An 18,323-nucleotide genomic window follows, 5' to 3' on the forward strand; every position below is an offset into this window, starting at 1 on the left:
TCGTAGAAGTCCTGCCCCTGGCTGTTCTTGCCCGGCCCCGCATGGTCGCGGCCGACGATCATGTGGGTCAGCCCGTGGTTGCGGCGGATCATGCCGTGCCACACCGCCTCGCGCGGGCCGCCCATGCGCATGGCGAGGTTCAGCAGCGACAGATGCGTGGTCGCCTGCGGATATTTGTCCAGCACCGCCTCATAGCAGCGGACGCGGGTGAAATGGTCCACGTCGCCCGGCTTGGTCATGCCGACGACCGGGTGGATCAGCAGGTTCGCCTGCGCCTCGCGGGCTGCGCGGAAGGTCAGTTCCTGGTGGGCGCGGTGCAGCGGGTTGCGGGTCTGGAAAGCCACGATCCGGCGCCAGCCCATCTTGCGGAAGAAGGCGCGCAGTTCATTCGGCGTGTCGCGGCGGGCACGGAAATCATAATGGGTCGGCGGCTGGATGCCGGTGATCGGACCGCCCAGATAGACCGGACCTGCGACGTTGTGCAGGTAGTTGACCGCCGGATGCGCCAGGTCGTCGGCGCCGAAGACCTTTTCGGCTTCGCGCTTCTTGTTCGGCACCCATTTGTCGGTGACGGACAGGATGGCGAGGATCACGCCTTCCTGGTCACGAAGCGCGATGTCGGTGCCCGGCTCGATCTTGTCGGCGAACTCCTGGCTCACGTCCAGGGTGATCGGCATGGGCCACAGCCCGCCCGAGGACAGGCGCATGTTCTCGACCACGCCGTCATAATCGGCCTCGGTCAGGAAACCCTTGAGCGGGTGGAAGCCGCCGTTCATCAGCAGTTCGACATCGCAAAGCTGGCGCGGCGTCAGGTCCCAGGACGGCATCTCGCCGGCATCCGCCTTGAGCTTCTGCGCCGAGTCGGCGTTGACATAAAGTTCCGGGATCGGCGCGAGGTTCGGCGGCTGGGTCATCTTACACTCGATGGTTCGTGACATGGCGCTGCACCGCGCAAAAGGGTGACGGTGTGCGCCCGCCCCTTAGCCCCCATGCCGGCCTTCTGCAACCTGCGGCCGATCCGGCGCCTGGGTTTCGCGCAGCGCATGGCTGGCGGGTGTCACCCGTCGGCCACTTGCGGCTGGGGCAGCTCGGTCGCAGTCGCGGGCGTGGTCGCGCCCTCGGCCAGACCCTGCGCGGCCAGCCACTGCTCGGCGTCCAGTGCCGCCATGCAGCCCATGCCGGCGCTGGTGATGGCCTGCCGGTAGGTGTCGTCGGTCAGGTCGCCCGCGGCGAAGACGCCGGGAACCGAGGTGCGGGTCGTGCCGGGTTCGACCTTCACATAGCCGCCGTCGCGCAGTTCAAGCTGACCCCTGACCAGTTCGGACGCGGGCGAGTGGCCGATGGCGATGAAGACGCCGTCGCCACCGACCGTGCGGGTGCTGCCGTCCGTGGTCGAGCGAAGCACCGCGCCGGTGACGCCAAGCGGCTGGTCGGTGCCGGTGATCTCGGCGATTTCGTGGTTCCAGACAACCTCGACCTTGGGATGCCGGAACAGGCGGTCCTGCAGCACCTTTTCCGCCCGCAGGCTGTCGCGGCGATGGATCAGCGTGACCTTGCTGGCGAAGTTGGTCAGGAACAGCGCTTCTTCCACCGCGGTGTTGCCGCCTCCGACGACGATCACCTCGCGGCCGCGATAGAAGAAGCCGTCGCAGGTGGCGCAGGCGCTGACGCCGAAGCCCTGATAGCGGCTTTCGCTGTCCAGCCCCAACCAGCGCGCCTGCGCCCCCGTGGCGAGGATCAGCGCGTCCGCCGTCAGCCGCGCGCCGCTGTCGCATTCCAGCACGAAGGGGCGCTGAGACAGGTCCAGCCGCGTCACCGTGTCCGAGACGATCCGCGCGCCCATCTCGCGGGCATGGTTTTCCATGCGGATCATCAGGTCGGGGCCCATGACCGAGGCATCGCCCGGCCAGTTCTCGACATCGGTGGTGATGGTCAGCTGCCCGCCAGGCTGGATGCCCTGGATCAGCAGCGGCACAAGCATGGCGCGGGCGGCATAAACGGCGGCGGTATAGCCAGCGGGGCCGGAACCGACGATGATGAGCCGGTGATGCGTCGGCAGGGTTGCGGCGGTCTGGGTCACGGGCGGCCTCATGAATGCGTGTTCCGCCCGAGTTAACCCCGCCTGCCCTGCGGTTCAACCGGAGGCCCTTTCCGCAGGGCCGGAGCGGGGCTGTCTGTCCCCCCCTCCAAGGGCATCTGGCCGGGATGAAGAAACCCGGTCGCGCAGGTCCGGGCATTTCTCGTTGGAGCCAAATACCCCCGCCGGAGGCAGGCGGGGCCGCATGGCCCGGTCTTCCGCTACGGCGCAGATTCCGCAGGTCGCGAAACAATGTTGCGGACCGGTGCTGTGGAAGATAAGGAAGCTGCGATTTCCCACCATCGGAGACATCATGGCTGGCGCCCGGCTGGACGACATCGACCGACGCATCCTCAAGGAACTGCAGGCCGACGGCCGGATGACGAATGTCGAACTGGCGCGCCGAGTCGGCATCTCGGCGCCCCCCTGCCTGCGCCGGGTCCGCACGCTCGAAGAGCAAGGCTTCATCCGCGGCTATCACGCCGACGTGGACCCGCGCAGCCTCGGATTTGAGGTGCAGGTCTTCGCCATGGTCCGCCTGCACAGCCAGTCCGAACGCGACCTCACCGCCTTCGAGAACCGCGCCCGCGACTGGGCGTTGGTCCGCGAATGCCACATGCTGAATGGCGAGATCGACTTCATCCTGAAATGCGTGGCGCCTGATCTCTCCACCTTTCAGCGTTTCCTGACCGACCAGTTGACGGCGGCCGACAACGTGGCCAGCGTCAAGACCAGCCTCGTCATTCGCTGCGCCAAGGACGAGCCGGGCGTACCCTTCGAGCTGGTCGAGAACCGCTAGAGCGTGATGGCCGAGATCAGGCGTCCATAGTCCGCCGCGCCTTCATGCGTGGCGCGGCGATAGCTGAAGAAGCGGTCCGGGTCGGAATAGGTGCAATGGCCGATCCATTCGGCCTTCACCCCCAGATCGCGCAGGACCGACAGGCCGAAGCCCGGCAGGTCAAACATGGGCCTGCCGTTCGGCCCGCCCGCGAAGAAGCGGGCATGGCGGTCGTCATCGGTCAGGAAGCGGTCCATGAAATCCTCGCCGACCTCATAGGCGCGCTGGCTGATGCAGGGACCGATGACGGCATGGATGTCCGTGGCGCCCGCGGCCTTCATGGCGGCGACGGTTTCCTGCAGGATGCCGTCCAGCGCCCCCTTCCAGCCGGCATGGGCGGAGGCGATCACGCCCGCCTGCGGGTCGGCGAACAGGATCGGCTGGCAGTCGGCGGTCAGCACCGCGATGGCGATGCCGGGTGCGGTGCTGACGATGGCGTCGGCCTCGGTCTGGGCCACGGCATCCAGGTCCTCGCCCCCCGCCAGCGTCACCACCTTGGCGGAATGGGTCTGGTGGACGGTCGCCAGCCGGTCGGGGCCGACGCCCAGCGCCTCGGCCACGCGGGCGCGGTTGATCGCCACCATGTCGCGCTGGTCCGTGGACCCCCGCCCGCAGTTCAGCCCCGAGAACAGGCCCGAGGAGGCACCGCCCTTGCGGGTGAAGAACCCGTGTCGGACCGGGTGCAGCGAGGAGTGCGTCAGGATTTCCAGCGTCATCGGATCGTCCCGCAATTTCGTCATGATCGAGGGGCGAGGCCGGGCTGCCCGGCAGTCGCAGAGGCTTGGGCCGGGGCGGCGGCCGGCAAGGGCCTGAACCCCGCCGGGGGCGGATGATGGCGCGGCCAGACCGCCATCGCCTTGAACAGGTGGCCCATCTCGGCGGGGTCGGTCAAGCGGTGAAGCGCAGCCCCTGCCCCCGCATCGTCCGCCGCGGCCAGCCGCGCGGCCCTCGCCTCGATCCCCAGCGCGCTCAGCCAGTCGCCCTGCCGTTCCGGCGCGGATGCCGCAGCGCCCGCCTGGATGGCAGCCCCTGCAAGCGGGGCGAAATCGACATGGGCTGTCAGGTCGGCGTCCCCCGGATGCGCGAAGATGCCGTCGGGCGCATGGCGGCGCAGCGCCTGAAGGCTGTCGCCCTTGCCGTCCCAAGTGCCGTAATCGACCACGATCGCCGCGCCGCCATGCGTGGCGATGCGCTGGGCCACGGTGGACATGATGGCGGTTCCTTCGGCGCAGATCTCCCAGACCTCGCCCTCGGGCGCCGCACGGGGCAGCGTGACCGGCGCTGCGAGCGCCAGCGCCAAGGCTCCATCGGCGTCCAGGGTCACCATGCGCTCGGCCCAGCCGTCGCGAACGCGCTGCATCTGCCGGATCGGCAGGGCATCGAAGAACTCGTTGGCAACCAGGAACAGCGGCCCCTCGGGCAGTTCTGCGACCGAGGAAAGATGGGTGACTTGGCCCAGCCTTTCACGCTGCACCTGCCGCAGATGCGGCGAGGTCTCGACCAGCGTCACCCGCGCCGCCTGATGAAAGCCCGGCACCCGGCGCGTCGCCCGCAGCAGGTCGGCCATCAGCGTCCCCCGCCCCGGACCCAGCTCGGCCAGCGTGAAGGGCGCGGGCGCGCCCTGGTCCAGCCACGCCTGCGCAATCACAAGCCCCACGAGTTCCCCGAACATCTGGCTGATCTCGGGTGCCGTGGTGAAATCGCCCTTTGCGCCAAAGGGATCGCGGGTGGCGTAATAGCCGTGATTCGGGTGCATGAGGCAGAGCCGCATGTAGTCGTCCAGCCCCATCGGCCCCTCGGCCGCGATCCGGGCCGCGATGATGCGGGCCAGCGGCGTCATCGCCTGAGCGCCCAGAGGACGAAGCCGATCCCCACCGCGATCATCGGCAGCGACAGAAGCTGGCCCATGGTGATGCCCCAGACCGGCCCGCCAAGCACATGGCCCCACGGGTTGTCAGGGGTGACGAACTGCGCGTCGGCCTGCCGGAAGAACTCGACCACGAAGCGGGCAAGCCCGTAGCCCGCGAGGAACACGCCCAGCACAAGGCCGGGGCGTGCCAGAGCGCCACGGCGGACAAGCACGAACAGGATCAGGCCCAGAGCCAGCCCTTCCAGCCCCGCCTCGTAAAGCTGGCTGGGGTGGCGGGCGCAGAGGCCCTCGATGCCGGGGCAGTCCTGCGCCGCCTCGCCGGGAAAGATCACGCCCCAGGGCGCGTCGGTGGGACGGCCCCAGAGTTCCGCGTTGATGAAATTGGCGATGCGGCCGAGAAAAAGCCCCACGGGAGTCGCGACCGCCAGCGCATCGGCCAGCCGCAGGGGCGCGATGCCGTTCTTCCGGGCATAGGCCCAGGCGGCCAACACGACGCCCAGGAAGCCGCCGTGGAAGGACATGCCGCCCTGCCAGACCTTGATGATCTCGGCCGGGTTCGAGAGATAATAGGCCGGCTCGTAGAACAGCACGAACCCCAGACGCCCGCCGAGGATCACGCCGACCACGACCCAGGTCAGCAGTTCCTCGACCGCGCGGGGGCGCATGGGTGCAGTCCCGCCCCACAGATGCGGTCGGCGCATCAGCGCGGCGATGATCCACCAGCCCAGCAGCAGCCCGACCAGATAGGCCATCGCGTACCAGCGCAGGGCGAACTCGCGTCCCGCGATGGTGATGGTGAAGATGTCCGGAGAGATCTCGGGGAAAGGGATCATGGGGGCCTCGCGCGTGCCGGGGTTGCTTGGCCGCGCGGGCCGGGGGTGTCAACCGCCGGGCGGTCATTGAAGCCGGGCACGGGCGCCGTCATATTGACCCCACCGCCATGCGAGAGGATTGCGCGATGACCACCCACAGCAGCGGCCCGGGCCGCTTTTTCGACGATGTGTCCAAGCTGATGACCAACGCCATGGGCGTGGCGCAGGGGGCCAAGGACGAGGCCGAGACCGCCATGAAGGGCTGGGTGGACCGCTGGCTTGCCGACCGCAACCTCGTCACCCGCGAGGAATTCGACGTCGTGCGCGAGATGGCGATCAAGGCCCGGGCCGAGAATGCCGAATTGCGGGCGATGATTGCGGGCATGAGCAGACAGGAAGGCGGCCCGGACAAGGATGAGGCGCCCCATGTCTCCGAGGCGGACGCGCCCGCGGGCAACATGAACCCGCCGGATGTCGGGGATGTGAACACGGGCGACACGCCGCATGTCAGCGAGGTTGAAGCTCCGGCGACGGATATGAACCCGCCGAAAACAGGGCACGCCGACAAGGGCTGAAGACAGCCCCGCAACAGGCGGACGGCAGGCTTCGGCCCGCTGTCCGGCAGAAGGCACGAACCCTGCGCCCCCGTCCTGCGTTCGGGATGCAAACCGCCTGAGGAGTCGTGATGCGCGCCCTTTCCGCCACCCTGATCCTGTTTGCCATGCCCGCCGTTGCGCAAGACTGCCAGCCCGCCATCGACGCGGCCTGGCGCAAGGGCTTCACCGACGGCGTCGATGCCGTGAACGCCCAGCTTGGCGCCGTCACCGCGAAGATGCAGCAGGACGTGCAGGCGCAGGTGAACGCCCAGCTTTCCCAGCTTGAGGAACGCCGCGTGCGCGAGCTGGAACAGCAGCTTGCCGCTGCGCAAGCGCAGGCCTTGGCCGAACAGGGACCGGTGAGGGCCGAAGGGATGCCGCAACTGCCGCCTCTTACCGTGGCCCCGGGGGGTGGGGTCGCGCCGATGCTGCCGCCGGAGATGGCGGCGGCAGCCGGGATTGCCCGGCGCCCCGCTTCGCCCGCGGACCCGGCAGCCCTGCCGGCGGGCACGACCATCACCATCACCGATCCGCAGAACCTGCCACCCGAGTTGTTCCGCGCGCTGATGGACTATGCCGCGCGCTGAGCCTCGCGGCGGTCATAGGCCGCCCGTGCCGCGTCGATGCAGTCGGCATGGGTAATCGTCCAGTCCGACAGCGCGGCGATGGGGCCGAACAGGTCCTCGCCCATCGCCGTCAGCGCATATTCTACCTGCGGCGGGGTTGAGGGCGTCACCGTGCGGCTGACCAGCCCATCGCGTTCGAGGTTCCGCAGCGTCCGCGTCAGCATCTTCTGCGAGATGCTGCCCAGTTCCCTTTTCAGCGCCGAAAAGCGGCGCGGGCCGTTCCCCAGCGCCCGCACCACCAGCAGCGTCCACTTGTCGCCGATGCGCGACAGCATCTCGCTGATGCGCTGGCAGGTGCCGGTGTCGTGGGTGTCGCATGGTTTCATGAAGGTGCCTTCTTGCGGGGCCGTCCCGCAGTATCTAACTGATCCGTAGTATCTTACGGAAACCTAGTTAATCACGGAGACCACGATGTCCAAGCCCAAGATCGCCGTCATCATCGGCTCGACCCGCAAGGCGCGCTTCGCCGACAAGCCCGCCGCCTGGCTGATGGAGAAGGTCAAGGACCACCCCGAGCTCGACTTCGAGTTGGTGGACCTGCGCGACTATGACCTGCCCTTCTTCGACGAGGCGGCGTCCAACGCCTGGGTGCCCTCGCAGGACCGGCGCGCGGTGCGCTGGCAGCAGAAGGTGGCCGAGTTCGATGGCTATCTGTTCGTGCTGGCGGAATACAACCACTCGATGCCCGCCTCGGTGAAGAACGCCTTTGACCAGGATTACGTGGGCTGGAACCGCAAGCCGATCGGCGCGCTGGCCTATGGCTCGATGGGCGGGGCGCGCTCGCTGGAGCATCTGCGCAACGTTGCGGTCGAACTGCAGATGGTGCCGCTGCGGAACGCCGTCCACATCGGCGGGTCCGAGTTCTTCAAGGTCTGGAGCGGCGGCCAGGACGCCCCGATCAGCGAGATCGAGGGCGTGCTGGAAGGCTCGCTGAAGGGGATGCTGGAGGAACTGGTCTGGTGGACAAAGGCGACCAAGGCGGCCCGTCAGAGTTGAGCCGCCCATAATGAAACCCCGGCCCTCATTGAGGGCCGGGGTTGATCGTCAGGCAGGCGGAGCGAAGTCCGCTTACCCCGCCTTGGCCGCCGCACTCTCCGGCAGTTCCTCGTCAAACAGGCGCTGGTAGAACTCGGCGACGGTCTGGCGTTCCAGTTCATCGCATTTGTTCAGGAAGGTCAGGCGGAAGGCATAGCCCACGTTGTCGAAGATGCGGCTGTTCTGCGCCCAACTGATGACCGTGCGGGGCGACATGACCGTGGACAGGTCGCCCTGCATGAAGGCCGTCCGCGTCAGATCGGCCAGCGTCACCATCTGCGCCACGCATTTGCGGCCCTTTTCGGTGTTCATCTGCGGCACCTTGGCCAGAACGATGGCAACCTCGGCGTCATGGGACAGGTAGTTCAGCGTCGCCACCAGATTCCAGCGGTCCATCTGGCCCTGGTTGATCTGCTGGGTGCCGTGGTAAAGGCCCGTCGTGTCGCCCAGGCCAACGGTGTTCGCGGTGGCGAACAGGCGGAAATACGGGTTGGGCGTGATGACCTCGTTCTGGTCCAAAAGGGTCAGCTTGCCCTCGGCCTCCAGCACGCGCTGGATCACGAACATGACGTCGGCGCGGCCAGCGTCATATTCGTCAAAGACGATGGCGGTCGGATTGCGCAGCGCCCAGGGCAGGATGCCCTCGTGAAAGACCGTGACCTGCTTGCCGTCAACCAGCTTGATCGCGTCCTTGCCGATCAGGTCGATGCGGCTGACATGGCTGTCGAGGTTCACGCGCACGGTGGGCCAGTTCAGGCGGGCGGCGACCTGCTCGATATGGGTGGATTTGCCGGTGCCGTGATAGCCCTGGATCATCACCCGGCGGTTATAGGCAAAGCCTGCCAGAATCGCGAGCGTGGTGTCGGGGTCGAACTTGTAGGTCGGGTCAAGTTCCGGCACGCGCTCGGTCCGCTCGGCGAAGCCCTTGACCTTCATGTCGCTGTCCACGCCGAAGACGTCGCGGACGTCGATTTCCTCGGTCGGTTTCGCGTTCTGATCCAGCATGGCCATCGCCCGGTCCCCCTTTGGTCCATCCGGCCGGTGATGGAACATCCTCGGCCCGCGCGCAAGGCGTGATGCCCGCCCATGATCGAACCGAAACCCTGCCGCCCGCGTTCGCCAGCACGCAGGATTGCAGAACGAGGCGGGGATGAGCGGGCTGATCGCATTACTGGACGACGTGGCGGGGATCGCCAAGGTCGCGGCGGCATCGGTGGACGATGTCGCAGGCATGTCCGCCAAGGCCGGGATGAAGGCCGCGGGTGCGGTCATCGACGACGCGGCGGTGACGCCGAAATACGTCCACGGCTTTGACGCCGAACGCGAGATCCCGATTGTCTGGCGCATCGCCAAGGGCTCGATCTTCAACAAGGTCGTGATTCTGCTGCCCATCGCGCTGATCCTGTCCGAGTTCGCGCCCTGGGCGATCACGCCGCTGCTGATGATCGGCGGCGCCTATCTGTGCTTCGAGGGCGCCGAGAAGGTCTGGCACGCCATCAGCCCGCATGACACCCACGACAGCTATGAGGGAGAGGAGGTCGGCTCCCCGCGCCAGCTCGAGGAATCCAAGGTCAAGGGCGCCATCAAGACCGACTTCATCCTGTCGGCCGAGATCATGACCATCGCGCTGTCCACGATCCCACCCGATCAGGGGGTGATCATGCGCGCGATCGTTCTGCTGGCCGTGGCAATCGGGATCACCGCGGCCGTCTATGGCGCGGTCGCACTGATCGTGAAGGCGGACGATTACGGCATGTCGCTGGCCCGCACACGGGAAGGCTTCCTGCAGGGGGCCGGGCGGCGGATCGTCAAGGCGATGCCCGGCTTCATGAAGGCGCTGACCATCGTGGGGACAGCCGCGATGCTGTGGGTCGGCGGCAACATCGTGCTGCACGGCCTCGACACACTCGGCTTCGGGCTGATGTATGACACGATCCACCACTGGTCCGATTTCGCCGCCCATGCCGTGCCTGCGGCGCAAGGCTTCGTCGGCTGGGCGGTGACGGCCTTCTTTGACGGGCTGTTCGGGCTGGCGCTGGGTTTGGCGCTGATCCCCTTGTCGAAGAACGTCCTTGCGCCCTTGTGGCGCGGCGGCCAGCGGATGCTGGGGCGGGAAGCGTCGTCATGAGGGACGCCGCGGCCAGCGCGGCGAGGACCGTTGCCCCGAACAGATCAGCCGCCGGTCATGGACCGGCGACGGCGTCATTCATGACAAAAGGCGCCCCGCAGGGCGCCTTTTTCCATTCCGTGGCCTGTCCGGCTCAGCTGTTGCGGCGGACGAAGTCGTTCATCTTTTCGTCGACCTCGGTCTTGGCCCAGCCGTAGCGTTCCTGCAACTTGCCCGCCAGCTTGTCACGGTCGCCGTTGATCTGGGTCAGCTCGTCGTCAGTCAGTTCACCCCACTGCTGCTTGACCGAACCCTTGAGCTGGTCCCACTTGCCCTGGATGACATCCCAGTTCATCGCATGACCTCCTTTTGTTGCGTCTGCAGTTAAACGCCCGGTCAACCTGCGGGTTCCAAACAGGAATTCCCCTTGTCCCGTCAGACCACACGGTCCGGCGGCGGATCGCCGCGGAAGAAGGCCGTCAGGTTCGCCAGCGCCCTCAGGGCCATGTCGGTGCGGACCTCCTCGGTTGCCGTCCCCAGATGGGGCAGCAGCACGACATCCTCGCGCGTCCGCAGGGCCTCGGGCACCAAGGGCTCGCGCTCATAGACGTCAAGGCCCGCGCCCGCGATGGTTCCCGCCTCCAGCGCGGCGATCAGGGCCGCCTCGTCCACCACGTCGCCGCGGGCGATGTTGACGAGGATCGCGCCCGGCTTCATCGCGGCAAGCTCGGCCCCGCCGATCAGGTGGCGGGTCGAGGCGCCGCCGGGCACCGCCGCAACAACGATGTCCGCCTGCGCCAGCAGGTCCGGCAACGGCACCTGCAGCGCGGGCAGGTCCAGTCCCATCACGGTCGAGCGGTTGTGGAAGACGACCTTCATCCCGAAGCCATGATGCCCGCGCCGGGCGATGGCCTGCCCGATGCGTCCCATCCCCACGATGCCGAGGGTTCGCCCTGTGACATGCATCCCCAGCATCTGCGTCGGATGCCAGCCGGTCCATCGGCCCGCGCGCACCAGCCGCTCGCCTTCGCCCGCCCGACGGGCGGTCATCAGGATCAGGGTCAGAGCAATGTCGGCGGTCGCGTCCGTCACCACGTCGGGGGTGTTGGTCACGACGATTCCTGCGGCCTTCGCGGCCTCGATGTCGATATGGTTGAAGCCCGCGCCGAAATTGGCAAGCACCCTCGCGCGCCGTTCGGGCCTGGCAAGCACCGCGGCGTTGAAGGGATCGCCCAATGTGGGAAGGATCGCGTCATGGCCGCGCAGGGCGGCGATGGCCTCGGCCTCGGTCAGCGGAACGGTTTCGTCGCGGAAACTGGCATCAAAGGCCTCCGCGATCGCCTTTTCGGCGGCGGCGGTCATGCGGCGGGTCACAAGCAGGCGCATCAGTACATCCTTCCTCCGTTCGGGACCGGGCTGTCGGGGCCGATCAGGACCACCTGTCCTTCGGCATCCGGCAGGCCCAGGACCAGCACCTCCGAGACGAACTTGCCGATCTGGCGCGGCGGGAAATTGACGACGCCCAGCACCTGCTGGCCGACCAGGGCAGCCGGCTCGTAATGGCGGGTGATCTGGGCGGAACTGCGCCGCTCTCCGATGCCGGGGCCGAAATCGATCCACAGCTTGATCGCGGGCACCCGGGCTTCCGGGTAGGGTTCGGCGCGCAGGATGGTGCCCACGCGGATATCCACACGGGCGAAATCGTCAAAGGTGATCTGCGGGGCGGCTGCGCTCATCTGCCAAGCTCCCGTCCGCGTTCGACGGCGGCGGCCACCGTGCGGCGCATCAGGGGTCCAAGGCCGGTGTCCGGGTCCATCAGATGCGACAGTCCCGCGGCCGTGGTCCCGGCGGGCGAGGTCACCGCCTCGCGCAGCCGGGCCGGGTCGCCGCCCTCGTGCATCGCCAGCGCCCCTGCCCCCGCGACCGTCGCGCGGGCGAGATCGAGCGCAAGATCCGCGGGCAGCCCCTCGGCCTCGCCCGCCGCGGCCAGCGTCTCGATCAGGTGGAACACATAGGCGGGACCGGAACCTGAAACCGCCGTCACCGCGTCCATCTGCGATTCGTAGCCCAGGCGGACGACGCGCCCGACCGCCGACAGGAGCGACTCGGACAGCGCCAGCGCGGCTTCGTCCGCCCGCTCGTTGCCGATGATGGCGGTGATCCCCTGCCCGATGGCGGCCGGCGTGTTGGGCATCGCCCGCACCACCGGCGCCCCCGGAAAGGCGCGCCCATAGGCATCAAGCGTCACCCCGGCGGCAACCGACAGCACCAGCCGGTCCCCCGAGGCCGTCGCCGAAAGATCCGACAGCACCGGCCCCATCATCTGCGGCTTGACCGCCAGCACCAGCACGGCCGGATCGGCTGGCATCGGTCCCTCGACCGCCACGCCCTGCTGCCTGACCCAGTCGGGCGCATTCGGATCGAGGACGCGGACGGCCCCCGGCGCAAGCCCGCGCTTGAGCCAGCCCTGCAGCAGCGCGCCGCCCATCCGGCCGCAACCGACAAGCACCAGCCCTTTTTCATTCAGATGCGTCAGGTCCATGCGCCCCCCCCCTTTTTCTGCCCGGAAAGGGGTAACGATCAGCGCGCCACTGTCCAGAGCCACCTGGGTGCCGGGTCGGACAGAAGGTGTCCTCGTCCCGTCCGGCGCGTTCAGGCCAGTCCGGCAGGTTCGGCAATGGCGACGCCCATGGCCTCGCGCGGCTCGATTTCGCACCGGCAGGCAAGCTGGAAGGCCGGGTAGAAACGTTCCGAGTTCGCGATGGCGCTGCGGATCATGCGGTCGACCTGCTCGGGTGCTGCGGCGGCCTGGCCCGCCAGCACCAGCCCGTAGCGCCAGACCATCTGCCGGTGCTGCGCCCAGAACGAGAAGCCCCCTTCCCACACCGCGTCATTGGCGAGGTTCAGGACCTCGTGAAGCGCGCCCATCCGCGCTTGCGGCGGGTCGAGGTCGAAGCTGCAGATCAACCGCAGCACCTCGTCCCGTTCCGACCAGGCAAGGGTCAGCGCATAGATCCGCCACAGCCCCTCGACCGTCATCGCGATCTGGTCGTCGGCAAGCCGGGCAAAGTCCCAGGCGCGCCGGGCGGCCACGGCCTCGGCAACGTCGATGGGGTGGGTCTCGTCGCCGGGAATGTCGTGGTTCAACTGCGCCATGTGCCTGCCCTTGCCCGGACGGGCCGGGATGATCTCGACCTTTTGTGCGCGCCACCACAGCCTGAGGCAAGAGGCGCATTAACCACCATATCCTGATCCGCCCGCTCTCTGCAGGAGAATGCCGCCAGCGCGCCGCACGGGGGAGCTGCACTTGCATCCGGCGTCCATGGTTGCCACATCGGGAAGACGACCAGCGGAACGCCCGATAGATGCAGAAACTTTCCCTTCCCGAACGTCCCGGCTGGCGCGAGCGTGCCCAGGAACTGGGCTTTACCTTCGCCGACATGAACGGCGAGCCCTATTGGGACGAAACCTCGGCCTATCGCTTCACCCTGCGCCAGATCGAGGACGACATCGAGGCCCCCGGCACGGAACTGCATGGCATGTGCCGCGAGGCGGTGGCCCATGCGATGACGTCCGAGGAATGGCTGACCCGGCTGGAGATCCCGCGCCCCTACTGGGATTTCATCGAGCGCTCCTGGGCGAATGGCGAGCCCGAGCTTTATGGCCGCTTCGATCTTGCCTATGACGGCAAGGGTCCGGCGAAGCTGCTGGAATACAACGCCGACACGCCGACCTCGCTTTACGAATCCGCCTCTTTCCAGTGGCTCTGGTTCGAGGAAAGCCGCGATGCGGGCGTGTTGGGTCCAAACACCGACCAGTTCAACCGCATCCACGAGGCGCTGACCGAACGCTGGGCCGCCATCTGTGCGCCGGGCGAGGACATCCATTTCGCCGCCGACAAGGGCAACCCCGAGGATTACGCCACCGTCGAGGCGCTGGCCTGGGCCGCGCGCGAAGGGGGCCTTGGGGCGCATTTCACCGACCTTGCGGGCATCGGCATCACCGACCAGGGGCAGTTGGCCGACGACCACGACCGGGTGATCGGGACGCTGTTCAAGCTGTATCCCTGGGAGGACATGCTGCGCGACGACTTCGCGCCGAACCTGCAGCCATCGCAGACCCGCTTCATCGAGCCGCCGTGGAAGGCGGTCCTTTCCAACAAGGGGCTGCTGCCCTTGTTGTGGAACCTGTTCCCCAACCATCCCAACCTGTTGCCGGCATTCTTTCAGTCCGACCTTGAAGCCGCGCGCCGGGGCGAGGACACGCCCTTTGCCGATGCCATCGCCGCCGCCGGGCCGCTGCTGGCGCAGGGCCATGTCACCAAGCCCATCTTCTCGCGCGAAGGCGCGGGCGTCGTCATCCATGAAGCCGGGCAGGAAACCGACCGGGCGCCGGATGACAGCTACTCGCACCATCCCCAAGTCGTGCAGGCGCTGGCGCCCTTGCCGGATTTCGACGGCTTCCACCCAGTCCTCGGCGCATGGATCGTGGGCGAGGACTGCGTGGGTTTGGGGATGCGCGAGGACCGCGCCCGGATCACCCACAACCTGTCGCGCTTCAAGCCGCATTTCATCGAAGGGTAAGGCCATGACCGATCTCGCTGACCGCCCCGAGGAGGCCCCTGTGCCCCGCCGCAAGCGCTCTCGCCATGTCGCGCTGATGCTGGCAGGCGCGGCCGTCCTGACGCTGGCCGCCTGCGAGGATGACGCGGTGGACGCGCAGGCCTTCCCCGACCTGGACAGTTGCCTTGCCGCCGCGCAGTCGGACGGGCTGTGGTTCACCGCCGACGACTGCCGCACCCAGTTCGCCGCCGCCGAGCAGACCCATCTGGAAACCGCCCCTCGCTATGAATCGCGCGAGCTGTGCGAGGAAGAGCATGGCGAAGGCGCCTGCGGGGCCGATCCGGCGGCAGGCGACCCGGCCGCGCAGCAGCAGGGCGGCGGGGGATTCAGCTTCATGCCGCTGCTGGTGGGCTACATGATGGGCTCGATGCTGTCGCGCGGCGGCGGAGTCTTCAGCCAGCCGATGGTGCGGACGCCGGGCGGCTATTCGACGCCTTCGGGCAACCAGACATTCGCCAGCAACAACGGCTCGGGGCGGGTTCCGGCGCAGGCCTTCAACCGCGCGCCCACGACCATCGGCCAGCAGCCGATGAGCCGGGCGCAGGTCGCCCAGCGCGGCGGCTTCGGTGCAGGCGCCACGGCCCGGACGGCAACCGGCGGGTCGCGCGGCTTCGGGGGGTGACGGCGCGCCGCGGCCGCCCCCATTGCAGCCTTTCCCTTCATGGCCGACAAGACGCGCAATGCGGCTTGCAAGGGAAGGGCGTGCAATGAACTCGGTCAGCCAGTTTGCCTCTGTCGGTGGGATCGGCGCTTTCCTCGGCTGGAGCCTGCCTGAGAGCGTCGTGGCCCGCTCTGCAGGCGGTCATTTCCGTTGACGGCAGCGGTCGAGGACAGCCCGGAAAACCGTCGCCGGGCATGGTCGAACGTCGCGGTGCTGATGCTGGCGCAGGGGATACTCGGCGCGCAACTGTCGATGATCTTCATCACCGCCGGACTGGCCGGGGCGATGATCGCGCCGAACCCCTGCTTTGCCACGCTGCCGGTGTCGATGGTGATGCTGGGTTCGGCCGTCTCGGCGCGGTTCCTGTCGGGCTTCATGGCCCGGCACGGGCGGCGGGCGGGCTTTACCCTTGCGTCGCTGATCGCGGCCATCGGGGCGGGGATCGCCTTTGCGGGGCTGGAACGCGGCAGCTTTGCGCTGTTCACGCTGGGCTGCACCCTGATCGGGGCACAGATGTCGGCGCAGGGCTTCTACCGCTTTGCCGCCGCCGATGTCGCGCCCGCGGCCCTGCAGCCCAAGATGATCAGCCTCGTGCAGGCGGGCGGCCTCGTCTCGGCGCTGATCGGCCCCCGGTTGGCAACCGTGACCGCCGAGGCGAGCGCCATCCCCTTCGCCATGACCTTCGCGGCCATCATCGGGATCAACCTGCTCGGCCCCTTCATCTACGCGCTGCTGCGTATCCCCGTGCTGCCTGTCGCGCGAGGCGCGGCTGCAGGCGGGCGCAGCCTCGGAGAGCTGCTGCGGACACCGGGGATCGTGGTGGCGATGATCTGCGGCACCGTCAGCTATGCGCTGATGAACCTTGTGATGACCTCGACGCCGCTGGCGATGGTCGGCTGCGGCTTTGCGACCGCCGATGCCGCCAACGTCACTGCCGCGCATATGGTGGCGATGTTCGCCCCCGCCTTCGTCACCGGCAGCCTGATCGCCCGCTTCGGGGCCGAGCAGATCGTGACGCTGGGGCTGGTGATCCTGGCCGCCGCCGGGGCCGTGGCGCTCAGCGGCGTGGACCTGAACCAGTTCTACCTCGCGCTGATCCTGCTGGGTCTGGGCTGGAACTTCGGCTTCATCGGGGCGACCGCGATGCTGACCGCGCAGCATGCGCCCGAGGAACGCGGCCGGGTGCAGGGCATCAACGACGCCATCGTCTTCGGCGGCGTGTTCCTCGCCTCGCTGTCCTCGGGGGCGCTGATGGGCTGCGCGGGCGGGACGGCGCAGCAGGGCTGGTCGGCGGTCAACATGATGATGCTGCCCTTCCTGACGCTGGCGGGCGGGGCGCTGATCTGGATGGCGCTGCGCCCGCGCGAGACGCGCTAGAACAGCGAGCCCTGTTCCGGCGGCTTCTTCTTCGGCGCACGCCGGGGCGCAGGAGCGGCGCCTTCGGGATGCACGGCCACGCGGCCATCGTGGAACTCGATCTCAAGTGCTGCGGCCTTGCCCGCCGCGCTGGCCGAGGTGACCAGCCCCTCCGGCCCCCGGACGATGGCAAAGCCGCGCCGCAGGGTCTCGGCATGGCCGAGCGTCTGCCGCAGCCGGTCCAGCGTCTCAAGCCCGTCCCGCCGTTCGGCCGTCAGCCGGGGCCCGAGCGCGTCAAGCCACCTCCCGGTCTCATCCATCCGTGCCCGCCCCTCGGCCTGCCGGCGTTGCAGCCGGGCCTGCGCCGTGTCGAGCCGCAGGGTCGCCGCCTGAACCCTCTGCGCCGCCACTGAGGCAACGCGCCGGATCACCGGATCAAGACGAGGCGCCGCGCCCGCAAGCCTGCGTGCCGCCGAGAGTTGCGCCATCCGCACCGCGCCCGGCCGCACCACGGGCAAGGCAACCTGCCGGCGCTGCCGGTCGCGGGCTTGCGCCTGATCCAGGCCGCGCCCCGCCCGTTCCACCGCAGCCCGGCGGTCCGCCATGAAGCCGCGCAGGGCGAACAGCGGCAGGTGCAGCGCCTCGATGCCGCGGCGACGGTCGCGGGTAAAGGCGCGCAGCACGGGTTCCAGCCGCGGGCCGGTCAGGTCCAGCCGCTGCCGCGCCGGATCGGTCAGGGCCTGCGGACGACCCATTGCCCGGCCCAGATCGCCCAGCCGCTGGGTGGAACGGTCCAGCCGCGCGCGGGCGCCGCGCAGCAGCCGCGCCTGCATCTCGGTCAGCCGCGCGGCAAGGTCGGCCAGCACAGGGACCGCCATTTCGGCCGCCGCCGTGGGCGTCGGCGCGCGCAGGTCGGCGGCGTGGTCGATCAGCGTCGTGTCCGTCTCGTGCCCCACGGCCGAGATCAGCGGGATCGTCCCCGCCGCGACTGCGCGGACCACCGCCTCGTCGTTGAAGCCCCACAGATCCTCGACCGAGCCGCCGCCCCGCGCCACGATGATGAGGTCCGGGCGCGGCACCGGCCCACCGGGCTGGATCGCGTTCAGCCGGGTGATCGCGTCTGCCACTTGCGGCGCGCAGGCGGTGCCCTGCACGGCTACCGGCCAGATGAGCACGCGGCTGGGAAAGCGGTCGCGCAGCCGGTGCAGGATGTCGCGGATCACCGCGCCCGAAGGCGAGGTCACGACCGCGATCACCTCAGGCAGATAGGGGATCGGCCGCTTTCGCGCAGAATCGAACAGCCCCTCGGCCGCCAGCGCCTTGCGCCGCTGTTCCAGCATCGCCATCAGCGCGCCGAGGCCCGCGGGTTCCACCTGCTCGACGATCAGCTGATACTTGGACTGGTTGGGGAAGGTCGTCAGCCGGCCGGTGACGATGATCTCCATCCCCTCTTCGGGGCGATGCGCCAGCCGTCCGGCTTGCCCCTTCCAGCAGACCGCCGCAATGCTGGCATTGTCGTCCTTGAGGTCGAAGTAAAGATGCCCCGAACCGGGCCGCGACACGCGCCCGACCTCTCCCCTCACGCGGACGCGGCCGAACTCGCCCTCGATCACGCGCTTCACCGCGCCCGAGATCTCGGAAACCGAAAGTGCGGGGGCATTGCCGCCTGCCGCCGCGGGGGCCTCGTCTTCGAACAATTCCATGCGCGGAACATGGACCGGCA

20 protein-coding genes and 1 pseudogene are annotated in these 18,323 nt (G+C 68.5%); 8 read left to right on the plus strand and 13 right to left on the minus strand.

Going from position 1 to position 18,323, the window contains the following annotated elements:
- Together sat and trxB are read right to left on the minus strand one after the other, a co-directional pair.
- The coding region (sat, locus tag Q4F04_RS03005) for a sulfate adenylyltransferase (RefSeq protein ID WP_303368350.1) at positions 1 to 914 on the minus strand (914 nt) is incomplete at its 3' end.
- A 143-nt stretch (positions 915 to 1,057) separates the two neighbouring features.
- Entirely contained in the window at positions 1,058 to 2,080 is a 1,023-nt protein-coding gene (gene trxB / locus Q4F04_RS03010) for a thioredoxin-disulfide reductase (RefSeq protein WP_303368351.1), read from the minus strand.
- A gap of 310 nt (positions 2,081 to 2,390) precedes the next feature.
- Between trxB and Q4F04_RS03015 the strand changes: the two genes are divergently transcribed.
- Positions 2,391 to 2,876, plus strand: coding sequence for an Lrp/AsnC family transcriptional regulator (locus tag Q4F04_RS03015; protein WP_303368352.1), 486 nt, complete (start codon positions 2,391 to 2,393; stop codon positions 2,874 to 2,876).
- Here Q4F04_RS03015 and pgeF read toward each other — a convergent pair.
- From pgeF to lgt, 3 genes are read right to left on the minus strand one after another with little or no spacing between them, the layout of a single operon-like run.
- The gene (gene pgeF / locus Q4F04_RS03020) at positions 2,873 to 3,631 is read right to left on the minus strand and encodes a peptidoglycan editing factor PgeF (RefSeq protein ID WP_303368353.1); all 759 of its coding nucleotides are present in this window, start codon (positions 3,629 to 3,631) and stop codon (positions 2,873 to 2,875) included. The genes Q4F04_RS03015 and pgeF overlap by 4 nt on opposite strands.
- Positions 3,632 to 3,651: 20 nt before the next feature.
- Entirely contained in the window at positions 3,652 to 4,755 is a 1,104-nt protein-coding gene (locus tag Q4F04_RS03025) for a class I SAM-dependent methyltransferase (protein ID WP_303368354.1), read from the minus strand.
- Positions 4,752 to 5,618: a prolipoprotein diacylglyceryl transferase gene (gene lgt, locus Q4F04_RS03030; RefSeq protein WP_303368355.1), complete on the minus strand. Its 867-nt coding sequence runs from the start codon at positions 5,616 to 5,618 to the stop codon at positions 4,752 to 4,754. Before lgt ends, Q4F04_RS03025 begins: the two co-directional genes overlap by 4 nt.
- 125 nt (positions 5,619 to 5,743) lie before the next feature.
- On the opposite strand from lgt, the pseudogene Q4F04_RS03035 reads away from it, so the two are divergent.
- A pseudogene (locus tag Q4F04_RS03035) lies at positions 5,744 to 5,974 on the plus strand (accessory factor UbiK family protein); the annotation flags it as partial.
- A 308-nt stretch (positions 5,975 to 6,282) separates the two neighbouring features.
- Complete coding sequence (locus Q4F04_RS03040; protein WP_303368356.1) at positions 6,283 to 6,780, plus strand: hypothetical protein; 498 nt, start codon at positions 6,283 to 6,285, stop codon at positions 6,778 to 6,780.
- On the opposite strand, the gene Q4F04_RS03045 is transcribed toward Q4F04_RS03040, so the two are convergent.
- On the minus strand, positions 6,765 to 7,145 hold the full coding sequence (locus tag Q4F04_RS03045) for a helix-turn-helix domain-containing protein (RefSeq protein WP_303368357.1): 381 nt from the start codon (positions 7,143 to 7,145) through the stop codon (positions 6,765 to 6,767). The two genes, Q4F04_RS03040 and Q4F04_RS03045, sit on opposite strands and share 16 nt — an antisense overlap.
- A gap of 85 nt (positions 7,146 to 7,230) precedes the next feature.
- Here Q4F04_RS03045 and Q4F04_RS03050 point away from each other — a divergent pair, with 85 nt between their 5' ends.
- Complete coding sequence (locus Q4F04_RS03050) at positions 7,231 to 7,815, plus strand: NADPH-dependent FMN reductase (protein WP_303368358.1); 585 nt, start codon at positions 7,231 to 7,233, stop codon at positions 7,813 to 7,815.
- 72 nt (positions 7,816 to 7,887) lie between these two features.
- On the opposite strand, the gene cobS is transcribed toward Q4F04_RS03050, so the two are convergent.
- Positions 7,888 to 8,859, minus strand: coding sequence for a cobaltochelatase subunit CobS (gene cobS, locus Q4F04_RS03055; protein WP_303368395.1), 972 nt, complete (start codon positions 8,857 to 8,859; stop codon positions 7,888 to 7,890).
- A 145-nt stretch (positions 8,860 to 9,004) separates the two neighbouring features.
- Here cobS and Q4F04_RS03060 point away from each other — a divergent pair, with 145 nt between their 5' ends.
- Positions 9,005 to 9,982: a DUF808 domain-containing protein gene (locus tag Q4F04_RS03060; protein ID WP_303368359.1), complete on the plus strand. Its 978-nt coding sequence runs from the start codon at positions 9,005 to 9,007 to the stop codon at positions 9,980 to 9,982.
- A gap of 133 nt (positions 9,983 to 10,115) precedes the next feature.
- On the opposite strand, the gene Q4F04_RS03065 is transcribed toward Q4F04_RS03060, so the two are convergent.
- The 5 genes from Q4F04_RS03065 to Q4F04_RS03085 form a co-directional block, all read right to left on the minus strand.
- Positions 10,116 to 10,316, minus strand: a complete 201-nt coding sequence (locus Q4F04_RS03065) for a CsbD family protein (RefSeq protein WP_303368360.1) — start codon at positions 10,314 to 10,316, stop codon at positions 10,116 to 10,118.
- An 80-nt stretch (positions 10,317 to 10,396) separates the two neighbouring features.
- Complete coding sequence (locus Q4F04_RS03070; RefSeq protein ID WP_303368361.1) at positions 10,397 to 11,347, minus strand: D-glycerate dehydrogenase; 951 nt, start codon at positions 11,345 to 11,347, stop codon at positions 10,397 to 10,399.
- A complete protein-coding gene (locus Q4F04_RS03075) occupies positions 11,347 to 11,697 on the minus strand; it encodes a tRNA-binding protein (protein WP_303368362.1) in 351 nt (116 codons plus the stop codon). The genes Q4F04_RS03070 and Q4F04_RS03075 overlap by 1 nt, the downstream gene beginning before the upstream one ends.
- Positions 11,694 to 12,503 carry a pyrroline-5-carboxylate reductase gene (gene proC / locus Q4F04_RS03080; protein WP_303368363.1) on the minus strand — a complete coding sequence of 270 codons (810 nt, stop codon included), beginning with the start codon at positions 12,501 to 12,503 and terminating at the stop codon, positions 11,694 to 11,696. Before proC ends, Q4F04_RS03075 begins: the two co-directional genes overlap by 4 nt.
- 110 nt (positions 12,504 to 12,613) lie before the next feature.
- Positions 12,614 to 13,117, minus strand: coding sequence for a YbjN domain-containing protein (locus Q4F04_RS03085; RefSeq protein WP_303368364.1), 504 nt, complete (start codon positions 13,115 to 13,117; stop codon positions 12,614 to 12,616).
- A gap of 209 nt (positions 13,118 to 13,326) precedes the next feature.
- On the opposite strand from Q4F04_RS03085, the gene Q4F04_RS03090 reads away from it, so the two are divergent.
- The 3 genes from Q4F04_RS03090 (at position 13,327) to Q4F04_RS03100 (ending at position 16,621) form a co-directional block, all read left to right on the plus strand.
- Positions 13,327 to 14,544 carry a glutathionylspermidine synthase family protein gene (locus Q4F04_RS03090; RefSeq protein ID WP_303368365.1) on the plus strand — a complete coding sequence of 406 codons (1,218 nt, stop codon included), beginning with the start codon at positions 13,327 to 13,329 and terminating at the stop codon, positions 14,542 to 14,544.
- Between the two features lie 4 nt (positions 14,545 to 14,548).
- A complete protein-coding gene (locus tag Q4F04_RS03095) occupies positions 14,549 to 15,205 on the plus strand; it encodes a DUF1190 domain-containing protein (protein WP_303368366.1) in 657 nt (218 codons plus the stop codon).
- Between the two features lie 255 nt (positions 15,206 to 15,460).
- Positions 15,461 to 16,621 carry an MFS transporter gene (locus Q4F04_RS03100; RefSeq protein WP_303368396.1) on the plus strand — a complete coding sequence of 387 codons (1,161 nt, stop codon included), beginning with the start codon at positions 15,461 to 15,463 and terminating at the stop codon, positions 16,619 to 16,621.
- On the opposite strand, the gene xseA is transcribed toward Q4F04_RS03100, so the two are convergent.
- Complete coding sequence (xseA, locus tag Q4F04_RS03105) at positions 16,618 to 18,303, minus strand: exodeoxyribonuclease VII large subunit (protein ID WP_303368367.1); 1,686 nt, start codon at positions 18,301 to 18,303, stop codon at positions 16,618 to 16,620. The two genes, Q4F04_RS03100 and xseA, sit on opposite strands and share 4 nt — an antisense overlap.
- Between the last annotated feature and the right edge of the window lie 20 nt (positions 18,304 to 18,323).

Source organism: Paracoccus sp. (in: a-proteobacteria) (assembly GCF_030536915.1).
Classification (GTDB): domain Bacteria; phylum Pseudomonadota; class Alphaproteobacteria; order Rhodobacterales; family Rhodobacteraceae; genus Paracoccus.